Here is a 22,001-nt window from a genome sequence, read left to right on the forward strand (position 1 = left end):
ATTCTCCTGCCTCCTTCTCAGCGGTTGATGACAACAATCTGGGAACAGCTATGGTCATAACGGAACTGAACGACAATGCTGGCTTCCTCCAGATTCTTGGTCTCATCCACGGTTCTGATATCCGCGGTGGTGCCCGTCTTTGTTTTGATCTCGCCTGTAACCGGATCGGTATGGATCACAAGAATTGACGCGGCAGAAATATCCCCTGTCTGCATCAGATAGGTAGCGGGATCTCCCAGAACGATTTTATCCAGTGTGCTTCTGCTCAGATAGGTAGTTAGGTTCCCGCCGCTCAAAGACTTGGGATAGGTTGCTGTCAAAGTATACTGGCTGACGGGACCATTATAGTATCCTCTTTGATCGTTTGGCATGGTAACAATTCCGCCCAGATTGGTGGAATACATAGAGCGGGGATTGCTTGGATACAGTCCTGCGGCATGCGCCGTTGTTGCAATCTCATCAAGACGGAAAACACGTTCCAGATGTGCCAGATTGCTGCCGGCCCGGGCCACACGGATAATATCCCCTTTCTTTAGAGCGGGAACCGCTTTTCCGTAAGGCGTATCGCCCTCTTTGCACCCCTCTATCAGATACCGGTAAGAGAACAGCATGTCATCGGTATCGGCCGTAGCAGACATCTCATCGCTGCCGTTGGTGGTATAATAGATTTTTTTGACCATCTTATCCTTTGCATTGTCATAGACTTCCGTTGTTCTCAAAAAGACCGCCATATTCAAATCGTTGTATGTATAGTTGGTACCGTAACGGAAGGTGTCCGCCCTTCCCCGGACGACTGCCAGACCAGCCACACCGGTGTCCGGATCGATGTCATAGCCCTGGATGTCAAAAGAATAGAGATAGGACAAGGCTGATGGGGAAAGAATCTGATAGTTGGAATCCTCTTTGGGACGCTCATAGAGTTTGAGCATTTCATAGTTGAAGGGTTGATTCATGTTACCATCGCTCTTATTGGAAGTATAGTTGCCATACTGATCCAAACCGTAGACATCAATGTCTGGCACATTCATGATCACCGTGTCCGCCGTCACATAGAACCGGCCAGAGAGGGAGCAAGCATTGCGCAGAAGGAATTCAGTTGTCCGCGGTGCACGGTATCCTGCTTTCAGAGCAGCGCTGTCCTCCACCTCCTCGTTGGTGTATCGCAGAAAATGCTCCGAGGTATAGTAATTGAGATCGGTGGAACCCTCAGTGTTGGGGTTGTCGGTGTCAATCTCGGTAATCAGAGCATCGGAATTGGTCTTTAGGATGACCGGGCGGGAGTAGTTGGTGCTGTAAATGTCCGCTGGTGCACCGGCAAAGGGCTTGGAGGCAGGATCCCGCTTAATCAGCGCCTGAGCGATCTGATCCGGCTCGGTGCAGGTCACGCCGTCCACCTTCACCTTGCCGCGGAATTCAAGAATCTTAATCTCACCGGTTTTCAGAAAGAATTTTCCTTTCAGGGACTCCAGGCCTCCCTCGTTGGTCAGCCCAATCAGGTAGGCGTACTCCTTGCTCTGGGCAGAAGCCCCTTCCATATAAGCAACCTTTCCAGTGCAGTCGAGATAAAACGTCGCTATCTCCCCCAGCGGGAGTGTTTGCAAAAACCGGGGTTTCACACTCAAAACACTGTCAGAAACCGGATAAGCGGTGTCCCCGACGATTATTTTCTGATCGGATTCCTGCATGGAGGAGATGGTACCCTCCACCGTCTGACGCTTAACCATCAGGAAATAGAAGGCTTTGTTGTCGATGGGTTCCGCCGCCTGAGCGATGGATACCACATCGTTTTCCGCGATATCGGAAAGCGTTTTGATCTCCCCGCTGTTGACAATACGGTAATCACACTTGGATTCATCCAGTGTGATACCCATAGAGGGATTAAATTTACAGCCGATATATCCCTCCGCCGGATTGAGATTAGCGGCAACCAGATTCCTCTGAGGCACCTTCTGGCCGTTTTCCCCGATATTAAAGGAAAGAACTTCAATAAAATCCACCCGGTTGTCACCGTCGCAGTCGGCAATCCGCAGAATCCCGTCATCCGGATTTAAATCCTCGGAGGTGTAGTCCACTTTGTGGATACCGTTAATAACAACAGCAGCCCCCTCCTTGTTCAGGGAAATTTTTCTGTAATCAGTCGCGTACGGCTCCTTTTCATACTCGATGTAGTCTGCCGTGACGTTTATGATGCGGTCGGCATTCAGCATGATTTCGCTGGATGATTTGTGGCTGTAATAGGTCAGAACTTCATTCCGCCCGGTTTCCTTGTCGTATTTGACAAAGACCTTCAGACGGCTACCCAGATGTTGGGCAATATCGCTTTCCCCGGTGTAGGCGGTGATTTTTTCTCCGGTATTGGTCACACGCAATACAACTCTCTGGGAATCGCTGAGGGAACCTCCGGTCAGAGAGGTGATTCCATTATCAATCACACGAGCATCATATTCCTCAATCCCCAACCGTTCTGAGAGCAGATTTTTGTCTGGAAGCACTTCCAGTATGATCTCATTGTCCGTAACGGAACCCACTGTCACCAGATCGGCGAACAGTGCATTGTAGAGCATTTTAGCAATCACACTGCCAATCATTTCCCCGCTGATATCAACTCCCTTTAAAAGCCCAATCTCATAAGCCACTGACAAATAGCCGGACGGATATCCGCCCTTCGCCTCAGCATAAGGGGTATATTGCATTGCATTGATCAACATGGTAATTACTTCGTACGCCGTCAGCCGCCTTGCAGGGCTGAAGGTATTGTCCGGTGAGCCATTGATGATTTTCAATTCTTTACATGCTTTGATTTCATGGTAAAAGGGAGTTTCCACAGTTACATCGTCAAAGACGGGTTCTGCACCGTCGTTGCTGAAGTCTGCGCCCGGGTACAGGCAATTGATCAAAATTGCGCACATCTCACCCCTTTCCAAGGTGAAAACAGGCTCAAAATCCGGCGTCAGCACCCCCAGTTTATTGAGCAGTTCCAGTTCCGCAGACCAGTCCGCAGGCTCATCCGCCGCTATAGAAAAAGTCCCGAAAGAACTCAGTAAAACAGCAGCACACACAGCCACACAAATCCACTTTTTCATACGCATACTTTCATCCTCCTCATTTTGCATCATACCGTGCCTGTGCGGAATTGTTGGCATCCTCAATCGATTTTACGCCAAGCTGTTCAGCCTGCTTGAGCCAATTGTTCCACGCAGCATCTCCGGTCTGATCATTGGTCAGAATGTATTTTGTTGCAAATTCTTCTGCCGCTTTGCGCAGTTTTGCATCATTCTGGGTAATAATGTCCTTTTCCTCCGAGGTGTAGACCAGTTCAGGTGGTTCGGGGATAAAGCCGCCGCCATCCTTATTCAGCATCATATCTTGTGCTTCCTGTTCCCTCTCGGTATAGTTAAAGTAAACGCTTCTGTGATCGAATCTTCTGTATAAGCCAGAAACAAACATTCCGTATTTCTCTTCCAGATCATTGATGCCAATCACTTTTCCCTCTTCAAATCCTATGTAATCCGCATGGGTTTTATCCGCGTTCCAATTGAAGGTGACGCCTTCTATCCCACAGGTCATCAACTCCGCTCCTGCAGGGCTTAACAGATAATCCAGCAGTTTCAGTGCCAGTTCACTGTTTTTGGATTTTTTGACGGCCGGCCCTCCGTTGATCTGAGGCAAAGTGACTACCTTTCCAGTCGGGCCTATAGGATAACCATAGCGCAAATCATAATCCGGAACGGTAGCCTGTGCCTGTTCCCGAAACATATCCAACCGCCCAATCCAATCAAATGTCGTAAATGCGGATTCCGCCTGCGTCATCTTGGTGGTCCATGCCGCCTGGGTACAGGTCAAAAACTCAGGGTCCAGTAATTTTTCATTATAAAGCTTTTTGATAAAATCCAGCATATCTTTATATTTTGGATCGGTAGATGCATATTTCCAGGTGCGTGTCTCTTCCTCGAAATAAATTCCCGGCGATCCCGATCCAAGCCCCCAGCTCTGTCCCAGCTGGTTAAAAATAGTCACTCCGGTTTTGGAAACCAGAGGAATGGAACTGGGATAAAGCGTTTTGAGTTTTTTCAGCGTCTGGTAATATTCTTCCGTGCTGTTCCACATTGGGATATTATGCTTGTCAAAAATATCCTTTCGATAAAGCATGCCATGATTCACATAGCGTTCCGTGTCATAGCGCGGAAAGATATAAATATTTCCGTCAGGAGCGGGAAAGCTTTTCATCACTTTCTCGGTTTTCAGATCCTGTGCGTTGTCAATAAAGATAGACTTAAAATTCGGCAGTTCGTCAATATGTTCATTGATCGGTTCAAAGGCTCCCTGCATACCGATATCGTTCACTTCCTCCGCTGTCATGGCACCGTTAAAAATATCCGGCATATCGGTTTTGGAAGCGATCAGAACTCTCGCTTTTTCCTTGATAGTCGCCCTTGGAATCTGAATCAGCTGCAGATTAATTCCGGTTCTTCTGCGCAGCTCATTGATTACCACGGAATCATTGCTGTCCTGACTTGTATCACAAATAATCGAAAGGGTCGTGCCGTTTTTGTCCAAAGGCAGTTTTAAGCCGCCGGCATTCTCTTCAAACTTTTTGATTTCTTCGCTGGTCATTGTTCCCATATCCACGCCGCTGCCGTTACAGCCTGCAAGCACCGCCATTGCCAGCACAGCGGAAATCCCTATTGCTGCCCACTTTTTCCTCCTCATACAAATCCTCCTTTTTCTTTCCAAAACATTCTTTTTTCGATATTTGAAGTTCGCTGTTGACTTCTGGCTCACCCTCTTATATACTATAAATAACATATAAAGGACAAAAACGTCAATTTCCAAACGTGACAAAACATTCATTTTGTGAGGTGAATCTTATGAACCGTCAGGATCTCATTCATATCCCGATCGAAATCACGAAACCGCAGGAATTTTTTCCCCAGCCGATTCGTTTTATGAAGACGGTGACCTCCACCCCGGGGTATGATTCCAAAAGGCAGATTCCCGTGATTCCCCATTGCCTTTTCCACTATACGCTGTCCGGAGAAGGGGAATATGAATTCAAAGGAAAATTCTATAAGGTACAGAAAGGACAGGGTTTCTTCTGGACAACGCAGAGTGACGATTTTAGTTATCGCTATCCACCGGACGGAAAGGAAACCTGGAAGTTTATCTGCCTGTGTTTTATCGGGGAAGGAATGTACGATCTGTCTCTGAAAACAGCCGAGCAGTACGGTCCTGTTTTTACCCTCAATGAAGATTGTCAAAGTATCCGTAACTTTCTGGGTATTATGAAGGATAAAGAATATATATCCCTCTCCTGCGCGGAGGGTATGAAGCTTATCTGGAATCTCTTTGAAGATATTGTGGATTCTTATATCGCCAACAGCAACGAAGTGATGCACCCCACCGTAAAGGCAATCAAACGCCTGATCAACTCCAATTTAACCGAGGACATGACCATCTCAGGAATTGCGAGACATTTGAATCTTTCGCGTGAGCATATTTCCAGATTATTTTTTTCCTATACGGGAAAGTCTTTGAAGGATTATATCAAAGAGCAAAAATTAAACTATGCCTGCAAGCTGCTTATTGAGACAAATTATTCCACTAATGAGATTGCAGAGATCTTAAAATACAGTTCGGGATCCAATTTCATCCGTGCCTTTCACAGCGCCGTGAAAATGACACCAAAGGAATACCGGGATTTAAGCATTCCTCTGTTTCTTTCCTAAAAATGAACATAAGAAGAGCCATAACGTACCTTTCCTGTACATTATGGCTCTTGTTTGATTCAATTTATTCCAGCTCCACTGTAAGTGTTTCTCCGTATAAGACGTGCATCTGATTTGCCGAATCAAAATAAACGGCATAAGGCCGGGCATAAAAAGTGCCGCCAAGCCTTACCTCATTTCCCATGAAAGCAATTCCAAACTGCCCCTTGCCATTTCTAGCGCTCTTTGCAGTACATTCGATGCAGCCGCTTTGCTCCAATCGCGGATCCGATTGTGTTCTGGATAGCACGACACCGTAACGTTCCAGGCGCCACTCCCCTTCTGACACCGTCGAAAAAACAATAAACTTTTCCGTCATTTCCTGCTCCCGGTATACCTTTTTATGAGAAACAACCTGACTTTCGCTATCATAAGGAGCAAATACAACTGAGATAACCGAATCAGCGGCAAGTGCCGGCACCGTGTAACGAATGCTTTCAAGCTCATTGGTGTAAATGTCAACACCGTTCAGATTGATTGAGGAAATCATTGAATTTGCGTCCGGCGTGATTTCCAGCACAAGTGTTTCTCCGTTACGCAGATAACGAATCCCCTCAGCGTTCAAGGTGCCGCTGCCTGTCTTCTGAATGCTTAACTGCCGCAGAAGAAAGCTCTGATCCGACAAGACATTTTTCAGTATCGGAAAACGCGACATTTCCGTATCCTTCCCATAGAAGTCTTTCAAATCTGTTTCTTCCAACTGTGCAGGGGTCACAAGGCTGGTTCCGCTGATCCCGTCATCATAGGAATTCTCAGAAAGATAATAGCAGTTGGAAACGGAGAGAGTCTGAGTGGAGGCATTTGTTCCCGATGACACAGCCGCCATATCCTCTTTTTCGCCAGTACCAATAATTTTGCCTGCGTGATAGCAATGGAATATCTTTAAGGTGCTGTTTGCATGATCGCTCAGTCTGCCGATCGCAACCGCATCGTTGCCTTGAACCGTTCCTGTATTATAGCAACTGTTGATATACGCAGACGTCGGATCGGCACCTCTAACCATCCCGATAATTCCGCCGGTATTTTTTCCTGTTCCGGCAACATATCCCGCATTGAAGCATTCCCGCAGAATTGCATAGCTATAGCCGACAATCCCGCCTGTACCAGTTCCTCCGGAAACTGTGCCGTAATTGGCGCATTGCTTTACCGAAGCAAGACTGCTCGAAGCGCTGTTCTGAAGCCCCACAATTCCCCCGGTATACCAAGAACCAGTTACTGCGCCGCGGTTTTCACAGGCGGACACGAAGGCTTCCGTGCTGAGGTTCCCCACGATACCACCGGTATATTTGCTTCCGGTAACGCCGGCATAATTGATGCATCCGATAATTCTTGCCCCATTCAGCGCGCTGCCTGTGACAGCTCCTGTGTTTTCGCCGCCTTTCACCGTCCCCTTTATCACCATATGCTGAATGCGTGCCCCGTCAGCCGTCTGAAACATTCCGGCAGACTGGCTGCCTGTGTCAATGGACAGCTGCACAGAATGATTTTTGCCGTCGTAAGCTCCGGTAAAACCGATCAGCGGTTCGGTCAGCGCCTCCCCAATATCCCGCTCCTGTGAGAAAAAAGCAGAGGGCGCTTTGACAACATTTTTCAACTGACGAACAGAAAAAATCTGATACGGATCCCCCGCTGTGCCGTTTCCGCCGCCGAATCTTGTATCCAGTTTTGTGGTGACAGCGCTTTCAGCTGGAATACCGTTTTTGATGGAATCTACCGTAACAGTATATTCTCCCTCGGGGAGACCTGAAACAGCGGAGCTGATATCTATTTTTGTACCCGAGCAATTGAGTATCACGGGCGATCCGGCCGGCTTCTCTCCCTGATAGATATAAACGTTATACAATGCATTTTCAGCGGAATCGGTAATTTCTAGTTCATAGGTTTCCGCACCATTGTATCCGCCAGCCACAGCGAGTCCCGTCACAGTTGAGACTGCAGAAGCACCGGCTTCATGAAAATATACCGCATATTTCTGCTGTTTTTTTCCGTCAGGAGCCGTCACCTGAATTTCAGTATAAAACGGAAGGCTGTTTCCATGCTGCGTCACTGTCTTTGCCGCACCTTCATTGACTAACGCTTCTATTGTGGCGGCGGTCGTTCCTTGCGGACATTCCACCTCATAAACATACTGCTCCGGAGAAAAGCCTTTCAGCGGAATGCCGTTAACCGTAAGATCCAGAATTTTGGCGGTATCCTGTCCAGAACACCAAGCCGTTCCCGTCAAATTGATTCTGCTCAATCCATAGTTGGAATCAGACATATAATATACGTTGTTATCTGTGCCCAATGTCAGCATAGCCGTACTCTGGTTCAAAAGCGTTTTCGCTTCCCAGGCATCTACGTCCACAGCACTCATTACACCGCCGATATTGGTGTATAGAAGGCCATTTGGTCCCCATTCCAAGGCAAAGGGCTGCCACCGCATTGAGTCAGATGGTATGGTGAGATTTCCAAGCCTCAGCTCCCTCTTCACCTGCAGGGTGGCCGGATCGATTTCAACCAGTGTCTGCGGACAGGCCATAAAAAGCCTGCCTTGACTGTCAAAGGTCATTCCACCGGCAAAATATTGCCGATTGCTGTCAGTAGTCAGCTGTACAAACTGTGCCCCTTCAAAGTTTCCAGTAGCTGCGTCCAGACGGAATATTCTGGCCCATTCAACAACCGGCTCAACCCCCAGACCGCAGAACATATTTGTGCAGCCATATATTTTTCCGTCGCGGTATGCCAATCCACTGATCGACTGATTCTGAATTGGATCAAATTTAGACTTTACGATGGAGGTACCGGCATCTTTGTTATAAATGCCAACAGCACCGCCTCTCGTTCCATAATCCGGAACCGTCCCCCAAAGAATATATTTCTCTGCATCCTCCACTACAAACGCACGGTTTTGCCCGTGACCTGCCATATCTGCCTTCTTTGCAGTCGCCCAGTTGTCCGGATCGATTTCAATCAGAGAGGCATTATCTCCGTAAGACCCCACATAATATTTCCCGTCAATTGCGTTAATTCCCTCTTTCTGACTCATTTCCAGTTCTTTTTTTACCTTCTTTTGTGCCGCGTCATAGATAACAAACTTTGTGCTGGCCATACTGCTGACCAAAATTTCATCTCGGTATCCCCCATGGATCGTGCGCATAGAAAAACTCTCATGGGGTAAAGGTTCTTTTATGAATTGAGCCTGTTGTTTTCCGAGATTAAACAGCGCAATCCCCTCGCTGGACGCGCCAAACACGACGGTTTTCCCCGGATAGTTTGTCTGGTCTTTCAATGTGACAACGGAAGGATTGATAAGATAACCAGTGTAAAAGTCAAGCCCGTCATAATCTATCTTTTGTTTTGTTGCCGGATTATAGGCGATGAAGGTGCGCTGTCCGCTGTTTCCAACCGCCCGGAAATAAACAAAACCGTTTTCATCCATATCCGAACCATGCAGATGGGAAGTTCCCAGCAGGAAATCAATCCATTGCTTCTGTTCCGAATCATATACTCCCATTACCCAGGAGGTATTGGCAGTAAAACAGGAAAAACGTGCAAACAGATATTTCCCCGCACTGCTCATGGAGTAATACTGCCGCACTTCCCCCTCTACAATACCTTTCTCCGGCCACAGCGGAGGCGCAACCTCGGTTATCTGTCCATTGGAAGCATTATAAACTTTCAGCTGCGCAGGCGTATTGACTCCATTTTCGCTGCTCCCCATGGATCCCATAAAAATATTGTTTCCACAGGATGCGGTTGCCCGTATATAATTTCCTGCAACAAGATTGGAGCCTATTTTGGTCAGTTGTCCTGCCTGGATATCATATTTAAAAAGAGACGCGTTGGGGTAAGTGCCAAAATAATAATTTCCCTGGCTGTCAAAGCACCCTTTATGCATTACCGCCGTGTCCGGTGAGATAGAACCAACATTTGTAAGCACTTTGGTTGATGGATTGTAGCGGTAAAAATTACGGCTGCCCGCAATATTCAAAACCCCGTCGCTTCCGATATCCAAAGCGTTGGCAGAGGTCACTGTTTTCCGGTCAGTCACGATACCGGTATCCAGGTTATAGGCAAACAGGGTATCATTCGTAAGCCCATAGAAAATGTGATTGCCATTGCTGTCCGTTTGCATACAATTGGCACTAATCTGCATGTTCTGAATCGGATCTCCCAGTTTTTCAGAACCTGCTACCGACAAATGTGCCAATTTTTCGGAACCTGCGGCAAGAGATACACACAAAAAGCATTGCATGAAAGTAAACATTGCCAGCGCTGAAGAAAGAAACCGGAAAAATGCCTTTTTCATAGTTCCACCTCACGATTTTTTATTTTTGTTTTATTGTTCTTTTATTATAATGAGATATAAGCCAAAAGAAAAGCGACAAAGTTGCTCTCTTTTTATTCAATATTGCTCTCTTTTTTATTATACAACGGCGAAAAGATTCTTTCTACTCAATAATAAGCAGAGATTGTGCAGAAAAAATCTTCTCAAGCAGAAAGTTTTTCATTCTGAAGAGTACTTATATACTCAGAGATACAGAGAATTTGAGATGTATCAGTTATATCAACAAAAACAGCCTAAAAACCATCAAAACAGGTAAAAATATCGTTGAATCTTTTTTGATAAAACAAAATACATACCCAACATTTGTTCTTTATCCAATAAAAATAGAGCCTTGATCCCGTAGGCTCAAAGCTATGCTATCCTATAATGCCATTACAAAGAGAATTTTACTGAGTGTTATTCAACCCAAAGATACACTCAATTATTATTTTAGAGATATCTTCTATTGACTTATTACAATCTTCCTTAAGCCATTCAAAACTAATCGCATTTATTCCATTTAGATAATACATCATAACATATTTCCTGTCTTCTTCTGGATAATGAAACCTGTCAAGAATAGGATTAAAGATGTTTTCAAACATTCTCTTATACACACTATCAAATCCAAAAGATCTTACGTGAGATAAAGCAGTTAAAAAAATTTCTTTATTATCTTTAATGTATGTGAGATAAGGTGTTAAGTATTTATTGCTAATAAAATTAAGTTCATCCAACTCACACTCTAAAAGATTAAATGCAATAGCCCTTGTATTATTGGTGAAGTAAGAGAGAAAATTATCAAGTAAATATCGTGTAGTCTCATCAAGCAAATCACAAGTGTTTTCATAATGAAGGTAAAAAGTAGAACGATTTACTCCCGCTGTCTCACACAATTCACTTATTGTAATATATTCAAGTGGTTTCTTTTTCAGCAAAGAAATCAATGCAAGGTTCATTTTCTTGGCAGTATTGAAATATTTACTTTCTGACTTATTCATTTTACCCACTCCTTGCATTAAAGTATTATTTATATATTATTTCTCGCTGATTTCACGAGCAAGCTCTACTATTTCATAGGCATATTTCGCTTTGCCCTTTTCAAGCATTTTTTTATAAAGTGGATAATTTATCCCACACCCAACAATGCCCATTATACCAATGATAATACCAAAAACAGTACTCATTATGCTACTTCCTATAACCTGCATAGATAAACACATTCCTGTTCCTACCACAAGGGAGGATAAGATACCAAAAGTATAGGTGAAAATAGTTGAAGGTAATTTGGCTTTGTTATCCAGTTTCTTTAACGCAATAATTTTTGAATTATCCTTTGGTGCATATTCCTTTGCAATTGATTCTGCTAAAATTTTGTCTGTATTCATAATATAGAACCTCCTTTTTAATTTCATAGAAATTATAAAAGAAATTGTTTTCAAAATGAACAACAAAGTTTTCAAAAACTGTTGATTTAAGAAAATACTAATTCTATTTACACCACAATGAGTTTGTCATAAATTTCTTGATAAGCAAATAACTACAAACAGCATTTGCCAATAGACATAAAAAACCACTTTAAACCTTTTATTACAGCGAAAATTTCAACGATATTTTTCAAAAGTCTATTTTACTGTCCAGGAATTTTCAACGATAAATAGTATCAGAAAGGTTCAAGACTGCTTTGTGCCCTGCAAGCTTTAAGCTTACAGGGCACAGCAATCAAAACACACTCAGAGAAAAAGCGCCTATCTCAAATGCAGCAGAAAAACCGGCAGAGCTATCCTGCTGTTCATTCTTTTTTGGAATCTTCTCCTACAATATAACAATCCAGAGCTGAAAACTGTTTTTCCGCTCCGCATATACAGTTGCTTACATCAATCTTACAGGAATTTTCAAAATAGTGAAGAACCTGTTCCGGCTCCAGCTTATCAATCTCTCTGATACGGCAGCTTTCTAAAGGCCATCCGTTGTCCTCTATCACATTATTGAACTTATTCCCCTGAATGACGGCAAACACCTTCTTCCCGAACAGAAGACCTAGAATCATGGCATGAAACCTTGCGGCAACAATATACTTCACAGATTTTATCGTATGTATCAGTTTCTCCATATCATTTCGGTACCGGATGATTTGCAAGCTGTCTTTCGCTTCCTTAGAGAGGCTGGAACAAGCTGTGATTTCCTCAATCATATCCTCGTCTCCTTCCTTTTCGCAGAAGGAGGTCAGTTTGACTTGGAATCCTTTTGAGACAAACTGATTAATCAGATCCGCCATCTTGTCCCGATATACATTGTGCAGTTTTCTATAAGCCGAACGAACCTTAAAATCGATCACTGACAGCATTATACTGTTTTCTTCTTCCGCAGGAAGCGTATTTTTATAGCCAAAGATGATATCATCGGCCCTGCGGACGTTCCTTAGTGTATGAAACAATTGATACGAATAGTTATCACGGAAGCAGACGTCCTCTGCCCGCTTGAAATACTCGTAATGATCCCTTCGGAATTTCTCGTCAAATCCTTTGCAGAAGTTGCTTCCAATGATAAAAACTTTTTTCCCTTTTTTGATCAACGGAAGCATTTTTTTGATATTTTGCAGATACACTTTATCGGAAATGCGGAAGATAGAACCGCCGATCTGAACAATCGCATTGCAGGCATTTCTCAAAAAATGATCAAAAGAATCTTGCCCAAACCCCATTTTGAGAAAAATTTTGTTGAAGAGCCGAACACCAAACATCGTCGTTTCATAGACTTTTAAATTTTTCAGGTGGGAAAAGGTTATGCGGTAACCAGGCGGCGCATACAAATAAAACTGGGTTTCAGGATACCGTTTCACCAATACATCAATAAACAGATCGTCTCCCAGATTGTGATTCAAATATGCTTTGATATAAATTTTTTTGTCCTTCATGCCGCACCTCGAAAATTCAAAAAAATCATCTTCTTTTTCCTCCGATTAAAACGCAGATACAGCTCTTTCCTTTCGAGAGAATAGCGTAAGCTTTTTTTCTGCATTTTGAAAGAAGGCTGCCGCTGCAATACCTCTTTACCAGTTTATCAAAAGAGATTTTGTCAATGTTTTTCAGAAATCCATTCCTTTTTGAATTCCATAGAACGGACTGCGTCATAGCAGGGTTATATTTTATAGCCTCCTGCAGTGCAACGGAACGATATTCCATCCCATTTTTGACCTTTTCAAACAACGCTTTCCCTTTCAGAGAATTCAAAATCAAAAGGGAAGTTCCCTTGTCGTCGTCCATTCCGAGAAAAATATTTTGGATTCCCCAGAAATCCGCAAGAGTGATATCGCTTTCCCGCCGTATATTCTTAAAAGAGCAGTTATAACAGGATGGACGCAAGCAGACATTTTTCAGAAATGCAGTCATCATGAAATCTCTGTCAAGTGTCTCATCATATTCAGAATCATTTTTGAATAAAAAAGAAACAGAGAACCGTTTCCATCCGTTTTTCTTTCCTCGGAAGGTAATTTTTTGTGCAGCAGAGCCTGCAATGGTTTCACGATACTTTAAATATCTATCCCATACTTTTGGAGAGGGTACTCCATGACAAATCATATCCTGACAGATTAAATTCTCGTATTCCTTCTGTAAATATGCTTTCAGTCCGCCAATCTGGCAAGGTGTTCCGGTAAACAGGACCATCCTTCCGTCCATTAAAAATTCCTTAACCTTTTGATAGGATTCTCCTATTTTGCTCTGCACATATTTGGATCCCCTGAACTTTTCCAGTTCTTCTTTGCGTTCTGTATATTGGTGCACCACATGAAACCGTTCATCAAAACAAGCGCCGAACACTACGCCATCCCGCTGAATGACATATTCCGCCAGCAAGCTGAAAAGTCCGCCAGAAGAACTGGCCATGCGGATTTCTTCCCTTTTATTGTATGCGGCGTAAGCAATCGGAGAAGCTTCCGCTTTTTTATCCCGCAAAACCGGACAAATTTTCCTGCACAGACCGCAATCAATACACCGTTCTGAATTGATTTTCGGATACCAAAATCCTTCCTCATCACTCTGCATCGTGATACAATACCGCGGGCAGATAGTCTGACATGCATAGCAGCCGGAGCAAGCTTTTAAATCATCTAATATTTTTGACATACCAAATGCCCTTTCTCATGCAATCCCCTATCAGAATAAGTGCCTTGTGAAACAGCTCATAAAGCCGACAGTTCGCCCTTGCATGCAAAGCTCTATCCGCATGTGTCAAAGCCGACACAGTCTCCAATTCGCGATAGCAAACTTCCAGCGCAGGCTTTTCTTTATACCAATAAGCAATATTCATTCTTTTACGGAGATACTTTAGACGTATTCTGTCATACAAGCGCTTCCGTTCTTCACTGTCCATCTTGATACGTTTTAACGTATTCAATAAGCAATCCTCGTGCATATAGGTTTTTTCGATATTTTCCGCATAGCTTTTCTCTTTTCTTGAATGACTGTTATCTCTCACAACATAATAAAACAAACATTTATCAATAAAGCCAAACGGATATTTTTGTGCTATCGGAAGTAAGATTTGCCAATTCTGTCCGCATTTTGAAACATAAATTTCTTTCTGAGGAATCGTATCTGTCAGACAAACACTTCTTACCATATAGCCTGCCGGGGCGAAATATACTCTGTCCTCAAAAATCAACCGTTCAAAAACAGATTCTTTGTCTGCCTTGTGCGCAAAGTGAAGCAGTCCCTTTTTAAGCTGCGGCTGTTCCTCTGAAACCAAAGCGCCTTCGCTTATTACACCCCCGCAGTCGGTATTTTGCTCCAGGAAATCCACTTTTATTTCAATACTGTCCTGTAAAAGGATATCATCACTGTCCGGCCATGTTACATAACTGCCGCTGAAAACCTTTAATCCCCGGTTCAAGGCCGCCGCCTGACCGGAATTTTTCTGATAAATATAGTGAAACAGATACCCTTTTTCCTCAAACTGTTTTTGATAGGACAAGATAATATCCCTGCTGCCGTCCTCCGAACCGTCATCAATTAGAATCAGTTCGATTCGCTCATAAGTTTGATATAGCACAGACTGCAGAAAACGATGAAGATATCTCTCTCCATTATAGCAAGGTGAAATGATACTGACCAGAGGTTTCATTCCCCATTTCTCCTTTCTGTCACAATGCTTTTTACGCGGTGCAACAAATCCCGGAACTCCTTTGTTCTGTGAAAAACAATAAGGAAAAGCAAATTGGGAAGCAATGCTACAGCTCCGCAGGAGAGTAGAAAGCCACCGAACGTTAGCTGCTTCAGTATCGGCTGTGTACAGAGATAAGTGATTCCTCCGGCGCAGACAACCGCAACAAAATAAACAGCCAGCCTTATGTAATATTCTAGGCAGGATCTTTCAAATAGAAACCGATAAGTACTCCTAGGCCGCCATATCACAAAAACCATTCTGGATACAATGGTACCCATATAAACACCAATCAATCCAAATGTTTTCGCACAGATGATCGAAACAATCAGATTCACGACAGCTTGAGAGAATGCGATCCACTTGTCCCTGCTGAAATCTCCCTTTGCGATTCTTGTATTGTTGTAAGCAGTGCTCTGCCCTACTAAATAACAATTTATGATGATAAGCAGAAAGCTGGCCGTGTCAATCAGATTCTCTTTTCCAATCCAAAATGTTATAAACGGCGGAATCAGAATAAAGAATGCAATACAGCAGAAGCCGTATATCCAGAAATTCAGAAAATTCAGCTCCAAAAATGTTTTCCTGTAATTTTCCGTACTTGAGGAAGCAACCATATTTCCAAAACCCGATGTTACACTGTTAAACAGAATAACAACAAAGGCCAGCACGGAATTGATCAGCAGGGTATAGTTGCTGATCAACCCAACCACTATAACACCGCAAAAGGATGATATGATTATATTGTCTGTGGAGTGAACCGCCACAGAGGCAAACTGATGCACAATCAGTCCTTTTACATTCTGGATAATCGGCGCCTTTTCCTGATTTGACAAGACAAGATTGCTTTTCTGGGCTAAAATCGGGAAGCGTTTGTTCAGGTAACGGGATATAAAAAATCTTGAACATAGCAGTAATATCGATTGGGTCAGCAAATAAATCAAAAAACTCTTAAATACCACCAAAAAAATAATTTGAATGCTTGACGTAACAAATTGTACAATCATCTCCATGTTTGTTATGATATAATTTTTTTGATGGGCATTTACAATACTATATTTATACGTGACAAAATAACTCGTTACCGTGTTGAACAAAAAAATGATGTAATATAGCCGCAAATCATGCAGAGTTAATAAATCCGCTCCTTTTACCACATGCTGCAGAAAAGGCAGAATACTTAATCCCAGGCCAGCTACAATACAGGCAATGAGCCGATATATCTTTTTATAATAATTGATCAATTTCAGAATCGTATCAGTATCATTCTGCGCAACCGGTTTATACATAGCATAGGTCAATGCGGTCCCGAAACCAAGCTCTGCAAAGGACAGGATGGACAGTACCTCGGTATACAGTCCATTGACGCCCAAATATTCATTTCCCAAAAAGTGAATAAAAACCGTCCGCGAAACAAAACCCAGTATAAGTGCGGTTGCTTTGCTCAATATGCCAACGGCTGTGTTCTTTATGGCTAATTTTGTTCTGGTCATATTTCTTCCGCTTTCCTATCAAATTTCAAAGATTTTATTTCTCCGCCAGCTTTCGGACTTCCTCGCCCGCCTGCCACGCTTTTTCTATGTAATGCGGCATAAACCCAGTCAAATGCTCCCTTATTTCCGTTTCACGTTGTTTCAGCCATTCAAATGCATGAATTAAATCATCCTTGTTCTCAATTGTCTGAACAGGCAGTACATAATCTTGATAAGTCCCGAAAATATCTTTCGCAATGCCTTTTGCCTTTACCGAATAGCCCACCGCAAGCGTCGGCACGCAGGAAGAATACGCCGCAATCGTCGCGTGCGTTCTCGCACCGATAAACATCCGGCAGCTTGCTATATATCCTTTTAATTCCATACAGTTGTGATCCTCCACCAGAATTACCCTTCCGGTATCTTTGAACTGTTTGTAAAGCTCTCCCAAAGACTTCCGATCATCACTGTGAGGACGCACCTCGTGGGGGATCAATGCAATCTGCATCTGTGTGGAAGCAATAATATGCTGTAATAAGGCTATATAGTTCTGCATGACCGCCCCCGAATTTGTTTCATTTTCTATGATCATAGGGCTTACATTGATGCCGATTGTATTATTTTTCGAAAATCCCTCCGGAAGAGTTGGTTTAACTGCTTTCAAGGTGAACGCAGGATCGGGAAACCATTTGATATTACTGAGCCCGGCGTTTTGCAGCGCTTCATAAGTGATGCTTTCCCTCGGCGTGATGAGAGTATATTTCTTCAGCGATTGCACAATATTCCTGTCCTCCAGCAGCTCCGGTTCAATGGAACAGCCGAAAAGAACCGTTTTCATCTTTTTCTTCCGAAAATATTGATTGTCCAAATTCAGCACTGTATAGGTGTTCTCATAGCAATAGTTATCCCCGCCTACGGAAACCGCAGCGCCGCATTCCGCCAGCTTTCCCTTCAGGTATTGGTAACGGTATCTGGAAAACGCAAAAGGATCCAACCCGGTTTTAAACAGTATCCTGCAAATCATCCCGGACAGAGAACAGAAATTTACCCATCGCTCCTCAATCAGAGTCATATTCGGCTGTTCGCGTAAATAGAGGGTATCCTCAGAAATATTTTTGCTTAGTACATAGCATTCCCGATTCACAATATCGCAAATTGTGCGGGTCAGTGCCTCGCACCCGTGGTTTCCGCTGCTGCCATTGGAGTATAAAATGATTTTTTTCTTCATTGTGAAGAACCCCCGATTCTTCTATATCATATCAAGTTCGCGAATCAGCGACATTTTCTTTTGCACAAAGTCGCTCTGTTCGTTTTTGTTGACTACGTGAGTATATTCATTTGTCTTCTTTTTGCCGGAAAGTATTGTAAGAATAAGATAAAAGATACGCTGTATCCACGCAATAGGGAGCAACATAACCGATTTTTTCACATAGGGATACTTTTTCTCCATTCGCTTCCGATCCAGAAAGATGATTTCCCATATGCTCTCATGACGCCATGCTTTCATATATCTCTTATAATCTTCCTTCTTAAAACGCTGAAACCGTTCTTCGGTATAAGTGATATAGAAATCCTTCCGCTGCACATCGGAAAAGCCGAAAGTACCCGCCTCCATAATCTCATCCAACACTTGCTCCGCCTGTGCTTCCCGCCTGATAAAGGGCGGAAAATCTTCCTCGCGGAAGCCGAGGTGTTGGATGCCTATGGTATACAACACATCCATGAATTTTTCATATTTCAAATGGCACATCAATACATTAAAACGTTCAAAATTGATTTCTTTGTGATAAGCCTTAAGGTAGAGAAGGGTATCCAGTACCTGACGAATTCCCACTCCCTGACTCAAAAAGTGCTTGATCAGATGAAGAGTCACAAAAATTGCCCCGTCCGTATAGCCAAGCGTATAGATTTCGTCCCTGTCCAGCGTTATCTTCCGAAACGGCTCGGTAAAAACAGACTGCTTGTCAAACCAGACGTCCTCGAAAAGCTCATCGTGCAGATATAAATGCAGTTCAACCATTCCGCCAATCGGATGTATACATACTACATGATGAGATGTTTTATTTTTCGGCTTCACCTCAAAACCCAGTTCACGCATCACCTGCTCTGCTTTGTGTATGTTCTCCGTCCCGATATAGATATCCGCGTCACCTGAAATACGCGCCTCCGGGCAGGGATATAACACCGCCAGTGTTTCCCCCTTCAACAGACAGCACGGGATGTCTGCCTGTTCCAGAGCATGGAGCGTCTTGTGAATAAAAGCATTGCGCTGAACGTTTTTCATCGTGTTGTAATAAAATTCAGCGTTCCACTTTTCGTAGACCTCTTTCGGCATATCCAGCCGCCCCGCTTCATACAGCTGTTTCAGCCTGGGGAAAATGATGTATTGGACGTCGTGAAGAACAGCTGTTTGAATAAACGCATCGTCATATGAGATATGTATTTGCTCCTCACAATTATTCACTTTTAAAAGATTAAAAATTTCTTTCCGGCTGTTCATTGTTTCTCCCATTCATAAAAGCCTTTCGTAGAGCAGATCAAATATTTTAAAACGAACCTCTTATTACGAAACATTTTTGTTTTTAACTAATGCTACTAAATTTATAATATCATTATGAAATATCATTAATCCTCCCATAAAAATAAAAGCGCCGAATACAATATTAATAATTAATTTTATGATTGCATTATATGGTATCAATGCGTTTAACAATAAAAACACTGTCATAAAAAAAGTGCTCCAGAAAAGTGAAATGATATTATTTTTTTTCATCTTTATACGTATTTCTTTTCTCACTATAATCAAAACAACTATTACTGTTAACAATTCTGTTACCACCGATGCAAATGCCGCTCCATTCTGTTGATACAGTTTTATTAAAATGTAATTTAAAATACAGTTCAAAGCAGCAGCAACAAAACGTATTATCGGAAAGATAGACTCTCTGCCTATCGAAATCACCACTTGATAGGCAAGCAAATCTCCAACGCCTTTCACGATAAAAAGAAACGATAAAATTCTCAATGTTAATCCGGCAGGGGCAAATGCCTTTCCAAATAATAGGATAACGACATCCTCCCCAACAAACTGTATCCCCACAAAAGCTGCCAAGCTGACACTCAGCAGAACATTCAATCCATTGTTTATAAGTCTGTTAAACTCTTTTAATTTTCTATTTTCATATGTTTGCGATAGCTGTGGAAGCATTACCGCTGTAATGGAAACAATAACGGTCAATACGATATTAGAAATTCTGGTTGCCTCTGAATAATATCCCACATAGCTATCGCCGCACATTTCTCTTAACATGACAATGTCTATTTTAGAGTATAGTTCCCCTGCTATTATTGATACCAATAAGAATAATAACGGTTTCATATGCCGCAGCATACTTTTTAAGGATATCAGCTTGATATGAAACTGCACATACTTTTTGGAATGAATTAAATTAACGATTTGATTTCCCGCACTGACACAACATGTTATTATCATATACACAATAATATCAGACCTAGAATTTACACACAGAAATATACTTATCAATGAAATTATTTTAAATAGGATATTTCTTGTAGTTATAAATTTGAACCTTTCTGTCCCTTTATAAAACCATTCAATATTAAAAGCATTGATCAGTATGCTGAAGCCGGCAATAAAAAACAGAAGCCTATTTTCACGAAAATAGGAAGCCGACATAACAATCAAATAATATAGGATGCTCACTATCATAGACGAACAAAAATTAATAAAGAAAAGTTCTGTAAAAACTTTATTTTTGTTCGGACTGTCGTAGGAACGCGCGACTTCCCGTATTCCATATGTAGGCATTCCTAAAGACGCAAAAGGGATAAAATACGCAGCGATTGTATTTACAAATGTTATAAGTCCAACTCCGCTCGGATTTAAAATTCGCGACACATATATTGCGGAACATAAGGAAAAAACAATATTCAAAAGATTATAAATAATATTCCACGAAGCATTCTTTAACAGTTTCTTCTCTGTTGACATTTATGTGTACCTTCTTAAATCGTATTTCCAAGTTTAAGCGCATCTATAATGCAATCTTCCATGGAACAATATTTCCATTCTCCATATCGACCAATGGAATATATATTGTTCTTTCTCATTTCTCCGAATAGAATAGCCTTTAATTTTTCCGTCTTTTTATTGATATGCACATAGGCAGGATCCATAATAACCGCTTCCCAGTCTACTACTTCCGTATTGGAATCGATTATGCCAATTGATTTCATATTTTTTAAGGTTTCCTTAAATTCATGACTGATATCTATATTTTTGTCTGGCGAAAAACCGATTTCTACATAAACGCTTAACTTTGAAGCAGGAACAATATGATTATAAAAACCGATTCTATAAAAATTATATTTTTTATCCGGCACATACAACCAATGAATATCAGAAAACTTTTTCGTACTGTCTGCATGAAAGCCAATATTCAAAGTCAAAACCTTGTTATACGACATAATTTGATCGGTAGGAAACTCTAAGTATTCAGCAAATTTATTCAATGGAATAGTTGATATCAGATATTCATAATTATATTTCCTTTTTTTGGTGTATAATGTTTTGTTATAATAATCTATTTTAACAATATCTTCATTATAATAGATTTTTTCCCGTTCAACTTGGCTGTATAAATAATCTATAAACTGCTGTGCGCCTTTCCGGGGATATAAAAAAGTATCATTATAATATTGATTATTCTCCGTCTTAAAATTTTTTATGATGTCGTCAATATCCGCATACGGAAAAAAACGTCCCATAGCATCTGAGTCAAGCTGTGACAATTCACAAGCATATAATTTTTCATTATAAGGCTTCAAAAACTTTTCCGTTATGCTTTTTCCAAACTTAGCATATAACATTTCATGGAAATTTTCTGAATTCCAATCCGTTTTTCTAAAATAAAGATCATATAAACAGTCAATAAATTCCTTTTGAGGCAATTGATGGATATTTTTCTGAAACGGATAGTCAATCAGTTCTCCGTTATACAATATCTTCGTGTTTTTTCTTACCTCGACAACATCTTCAGAAGGAATGGCATCCAAAAACATTTGTTTGACAGCCTGGGTTTTAAAATGAAAAAAATGTCCGGAATAATCCCATACAAAATCATTTTTTATATGGGTTCCACAGTATCCTCCGTAGGTCTTTTCTTTTTCGATTAGAATATATTCATGCTCTTGTTTATGAGCGGCAAAGGTTAAACCGGTTAATCCAGCTCCTAAAATTAGATATTTTGTTTTGATATGCTCCATATTTTA

General features: G+C 42.0%; 14 protein-coding genes. 1 reads left to right on the forward strand and 13 read right to left on the reverse strand.

Annotated features, from left to right (window positions below):
• Positions 1 to 17: 17 nt before the first annotated feature.
• Positions 18 to 3,089 carry an S-layer homology domain-containing protein gene (locus tag KQI32_RS05810; protein ID WP_216424284.1) on the reverse strand — a complete coding sequence of 1,024 codons (3,072 nt, stop codon included), beginning with the start codon at positions 3,087 to 3,089 and terminating at the stop codon, positions 18 to 20.
• 13 nt (positions 3,090 to 3,102) lie between these two features.
• On the reverse strand, positions 3,103 to 4,710 hold the full coding sequence (locus KQI32_RS05815) for an extracellular solute-binding protein (protein ID WP_177689652.1): 1,608 nt from the start codon (positions 4,708 to 4,710) through the stop codon (positions 3,103 to 3,105).
• A gap of 158 nt (positions 4,711 to 4,868) precedes the next feature.
• Between KQI32_RS05815 and KQI32_RS05820 the strand changes: the two genes are divergently transcribed.
• Positions 4,869 to 5,726: an AraC family transcriptional regulator gene (locus KQI32_RS05820; RefSeq protein WP_177689653.1), complete on the forward strand. Its 858-nt coding sequence runs from the start codon at positions 4,869 to 4,871 to the stop codon at positions 5,724 to 5,726.
• A gap of 64 nt (positions 5,727 to 5,790) precedes the next feature.
• Here KQI32_RS05820 and KQI32_RS05825 read toward each other — a convergent pair whose 3' ends face one another.
• The 11 genes from KQI32_RS05825 to KQI32_RS05875 form a co-directional block, all read right to left on the reverse strand.
• A complete protein-coding gene (locus KQI32_RS05825) occupies positions 5,791 to 10,056 on the reverse strand; it encodes a hypothetical protein (protein ID WP_216424285.1) in 4,266 nt (1,421 codons plus the stop codon).
• Between the two features lie 425 nt (positions 10,057 to 10,481).
• Positions 10,482 to 11,075 carry a TetR/AcrR family transcriptional regulator gene (locus KQI32_RS05830; protein ID WP_216424286.1) on the reverse strand — a complete coding sequence of 198 codons (594 nt, stop codon included), beginning with the start codon at positions 11,073 to 11,075 and terminating at the stop codon, positions 10,482 to 10,484.
• A 36-nt stretch (positions 11,076 to 11,111) separates the two neighbouring features.
• Entirely contained in the window at positions 11,112 to 11,462 is a 351-nt protein-coding gene (locus KQI32_RS05835; protein ID WP_216424287.1) for a dihydropteridine reductase, read from the reverse strand.
• A 404-nt stretch (positions 11,463 to 11,866) separates the two neighbouring features.
• On the reverse strand, positions 11,867 to 12,991 hold the full coding sequence (locus KQI32_RS05840) for a polysaccharide pyruvyl transferase family protein (protein WP_216424288.1): 1,125 nt from the start codon (positions 12,989 to 12,991) through the stop codon (positions 11,867 to 11,869).
• A gap of 25 nt (positions 12,992 to 13,016) precedes the next feature.
• Positions 13,017 to 14,201 carry a Coenzyme F420 hydrogenase/dehydrogenase, beta subunit C-terminal domain gene (locus KQI32_RS05845; RefSeq protein ID WP_216424289.1) on the reverse strand — a complete coding sequence of 395 codons (1,185 nt, stop codon included), beginning with the start codon at positions 14,199 to 14,201 and terminating at the stop codon, positions 13,017 to 13,019.
• Positions 14,182 to 15,198: a glycosyltransferase family A protein gene (locus KQI32_RS05850; protein WP_216424290.1), complete on the reverse strand. Its 1,017-nt coding sequence runs from the start codon at positions 15,196 to 15,198 to the stop codon at positions 14,182 to 14,184. The genes KQI32_RS05845 and KQI32_RS05850 overlap by 20 nt, the downstream gene beginning before the upstream one ends.
• Positions 15,195 to 16,730: a lipopolysaccharide biosynthesis protein gene (locus KQI32_RS05855; protein ID WP_216424291.1), complete on the reverse strand. Its 1,536-nt coding sequence runs from the start codon at positions 16,728 to 16,730 to the stop codon at positions 15,195 to 15,197. Before KQI32_RS05855 ends, KQI32_RS05850 begins: the two co-directional genes overlap by 4 nt.
• A 34-nt stretch (positions 16,731 to 16,764) precedes the next feature.
• Positions 16,765 to 17,937, reverse strand: coding sequence for a polysaccharide pyruvyl transferase family protein (locus KQI32_RS05860; protein ID WP_216424292.1), 1,173 nt, complete (start codon positions 17,935 to 17,937; stop codon positions 16,765 to 16,767).
• A 21-nt stretch (positions 17,938 to 17,958) separates the two neighbouring features.
• Positions 17,959 to 19,209, reverse strand: a complete 1,251-nt coding sequence (locus KQI32_RS05865) for a nucleotidyltransferase family protein (RefSeq protein WP_216424293.1) — start codon at positions 19,207 to 19,209, stop codon at positions 17,959 to 17,961.
• A gap of 63 nt (positions 19,210 to 19,272) precedes the next feature.
• Complete coding sequence (locus KQI32_RS05870; RefSeq protein ID WP_216424294.1) at positions 19,273 to 20,721, reverse strand: flippase; 1,449 nt, start codon at positions 20,719 to 20,721, stop codon at positions 19,273 to 19,275.
• A gap of 14 nt (positions 20,722 to 20,735) precedes the next feature.
• Positions 20,736 to 21,995, reverse strand: a complete 1,260-nt coding sequence (locus KQI32_RS05875) for an NAD(P)/FAD-dependent oxidoreductase (protein ID WP_216424295.1) — start codon at positions 21,993 to 21,995, stop codon at positions 20,736 to 20,738.
• Positions 21,996 to 22,001: the final 6 nt, after the last annotated feature.

Origin of the sequence: Acetivibrio sp. MSJd-27, from assembly GCF_018918095.1 — a bacterium.
Lineage (GTDB): Bacteria > Bacillota > Clostridia > UMGS1840 > HGM11507 > HGM11507.

Bases quoted from the DNA above. Each gene is read 5' to 3' on its own strand.
- KQI32_RS05810 (WP_216424284.1), bottom strand. From the start codon at position 3,089: ATGCGTATGAAAAAGTGGATTTGTGTGGCTGTGTGTGCTGCTGTTTTA.
- KQI32_RS05815 (WP_177689652.1), bottom strand. From the start codon at position 4,710: ATGAGGAGGAAAAAGTGGGCAGCAATAGGGATTTCCGCTGTGCTGGCA.
- KQI32_RS05820 (WP_177689653.1), top strand. From the start codon at position 4,869: ATGAACCGTCAGGATCTCATTCATATCCCGATCGAAATCACGAAACCG.
- KQI32_RS05825 (WP_216424285.1), bottom strand. From the start codon at position 10,056: ATGAAAAAGGCATTTTTCCGGTTTCTTTCTTCAGCGCTGGCAATGTTT.
- KQI32_RS05830 (WP_216424286.1), bottom strand. From the start codon at position 11,075: ATGAATAAGTCAGAAAGTAAATATTTCAATACTGCCAAGAAAATGAAC.
- KQI32_RS05835 (WP_216424287.1), bottom strand. From the start codon at position 11,462: ATGAATACAGACAAAATTTTAGCAGAATCAATTGCAAAGGAATATGCA.
- KQI32_RS05840 (WP_216424288.1), bottom strand. From the start codon at position 12,991: ATGAAGGACAAAAAAATTTATATCAAAGCATATTTGAATCACAATCTG.
- KQI32_RS05845 (WP_216424289.1), bottom strand. From the start codon at position 14,201: ATGTCAAAAATATTAGATGATTTAAAAGCTTGCTCCGGCTGCTATGCA.
- KQI32_RS05850 (WP_216424290.1), bottom strand. From the start codon at position 15,198: ATGAAACCTCTGGTCAGTATCATTTCACCTTGCTATAATGGAGAGAGA.
- KQI32_RS05855 (WP_216424291.1), bottom strand. From the start codon at position 16,730: ATGACCAGAACAAAATTAGCCATAAAGAACACAGCCGTTGGCATATTG.
- KQI32_RS05860 (WP_216424292.1), bottom strand. From the start codon at position 17,937: ATGAAGAAAAAAATCATTTTATACTCCAATGGCAGCAGCGGAAACCAC.
- KQI32_RS05865 (WP_216424293.1), bottom strand. From the start codon at position 19,209: ATGAACAGCCGGAAAGAAATTTTTAATCTTTTAAAAGTGAATAATTGT.
- KQI32_RS05870 (WP_216424294.1), bottom strand. From the start codon at position 20,721: ATGTCAACAGAGAAGAAACTGTTAAAGAATGCTTCGTGGAATATTATT.
- KQI32_RS05875 (WP_216424295.1), bottom strand. From the start codon at position 21,995: ATGGAGCATATCAAAACAAAATATCTAATTTTAGGAGCTGGATTAACC.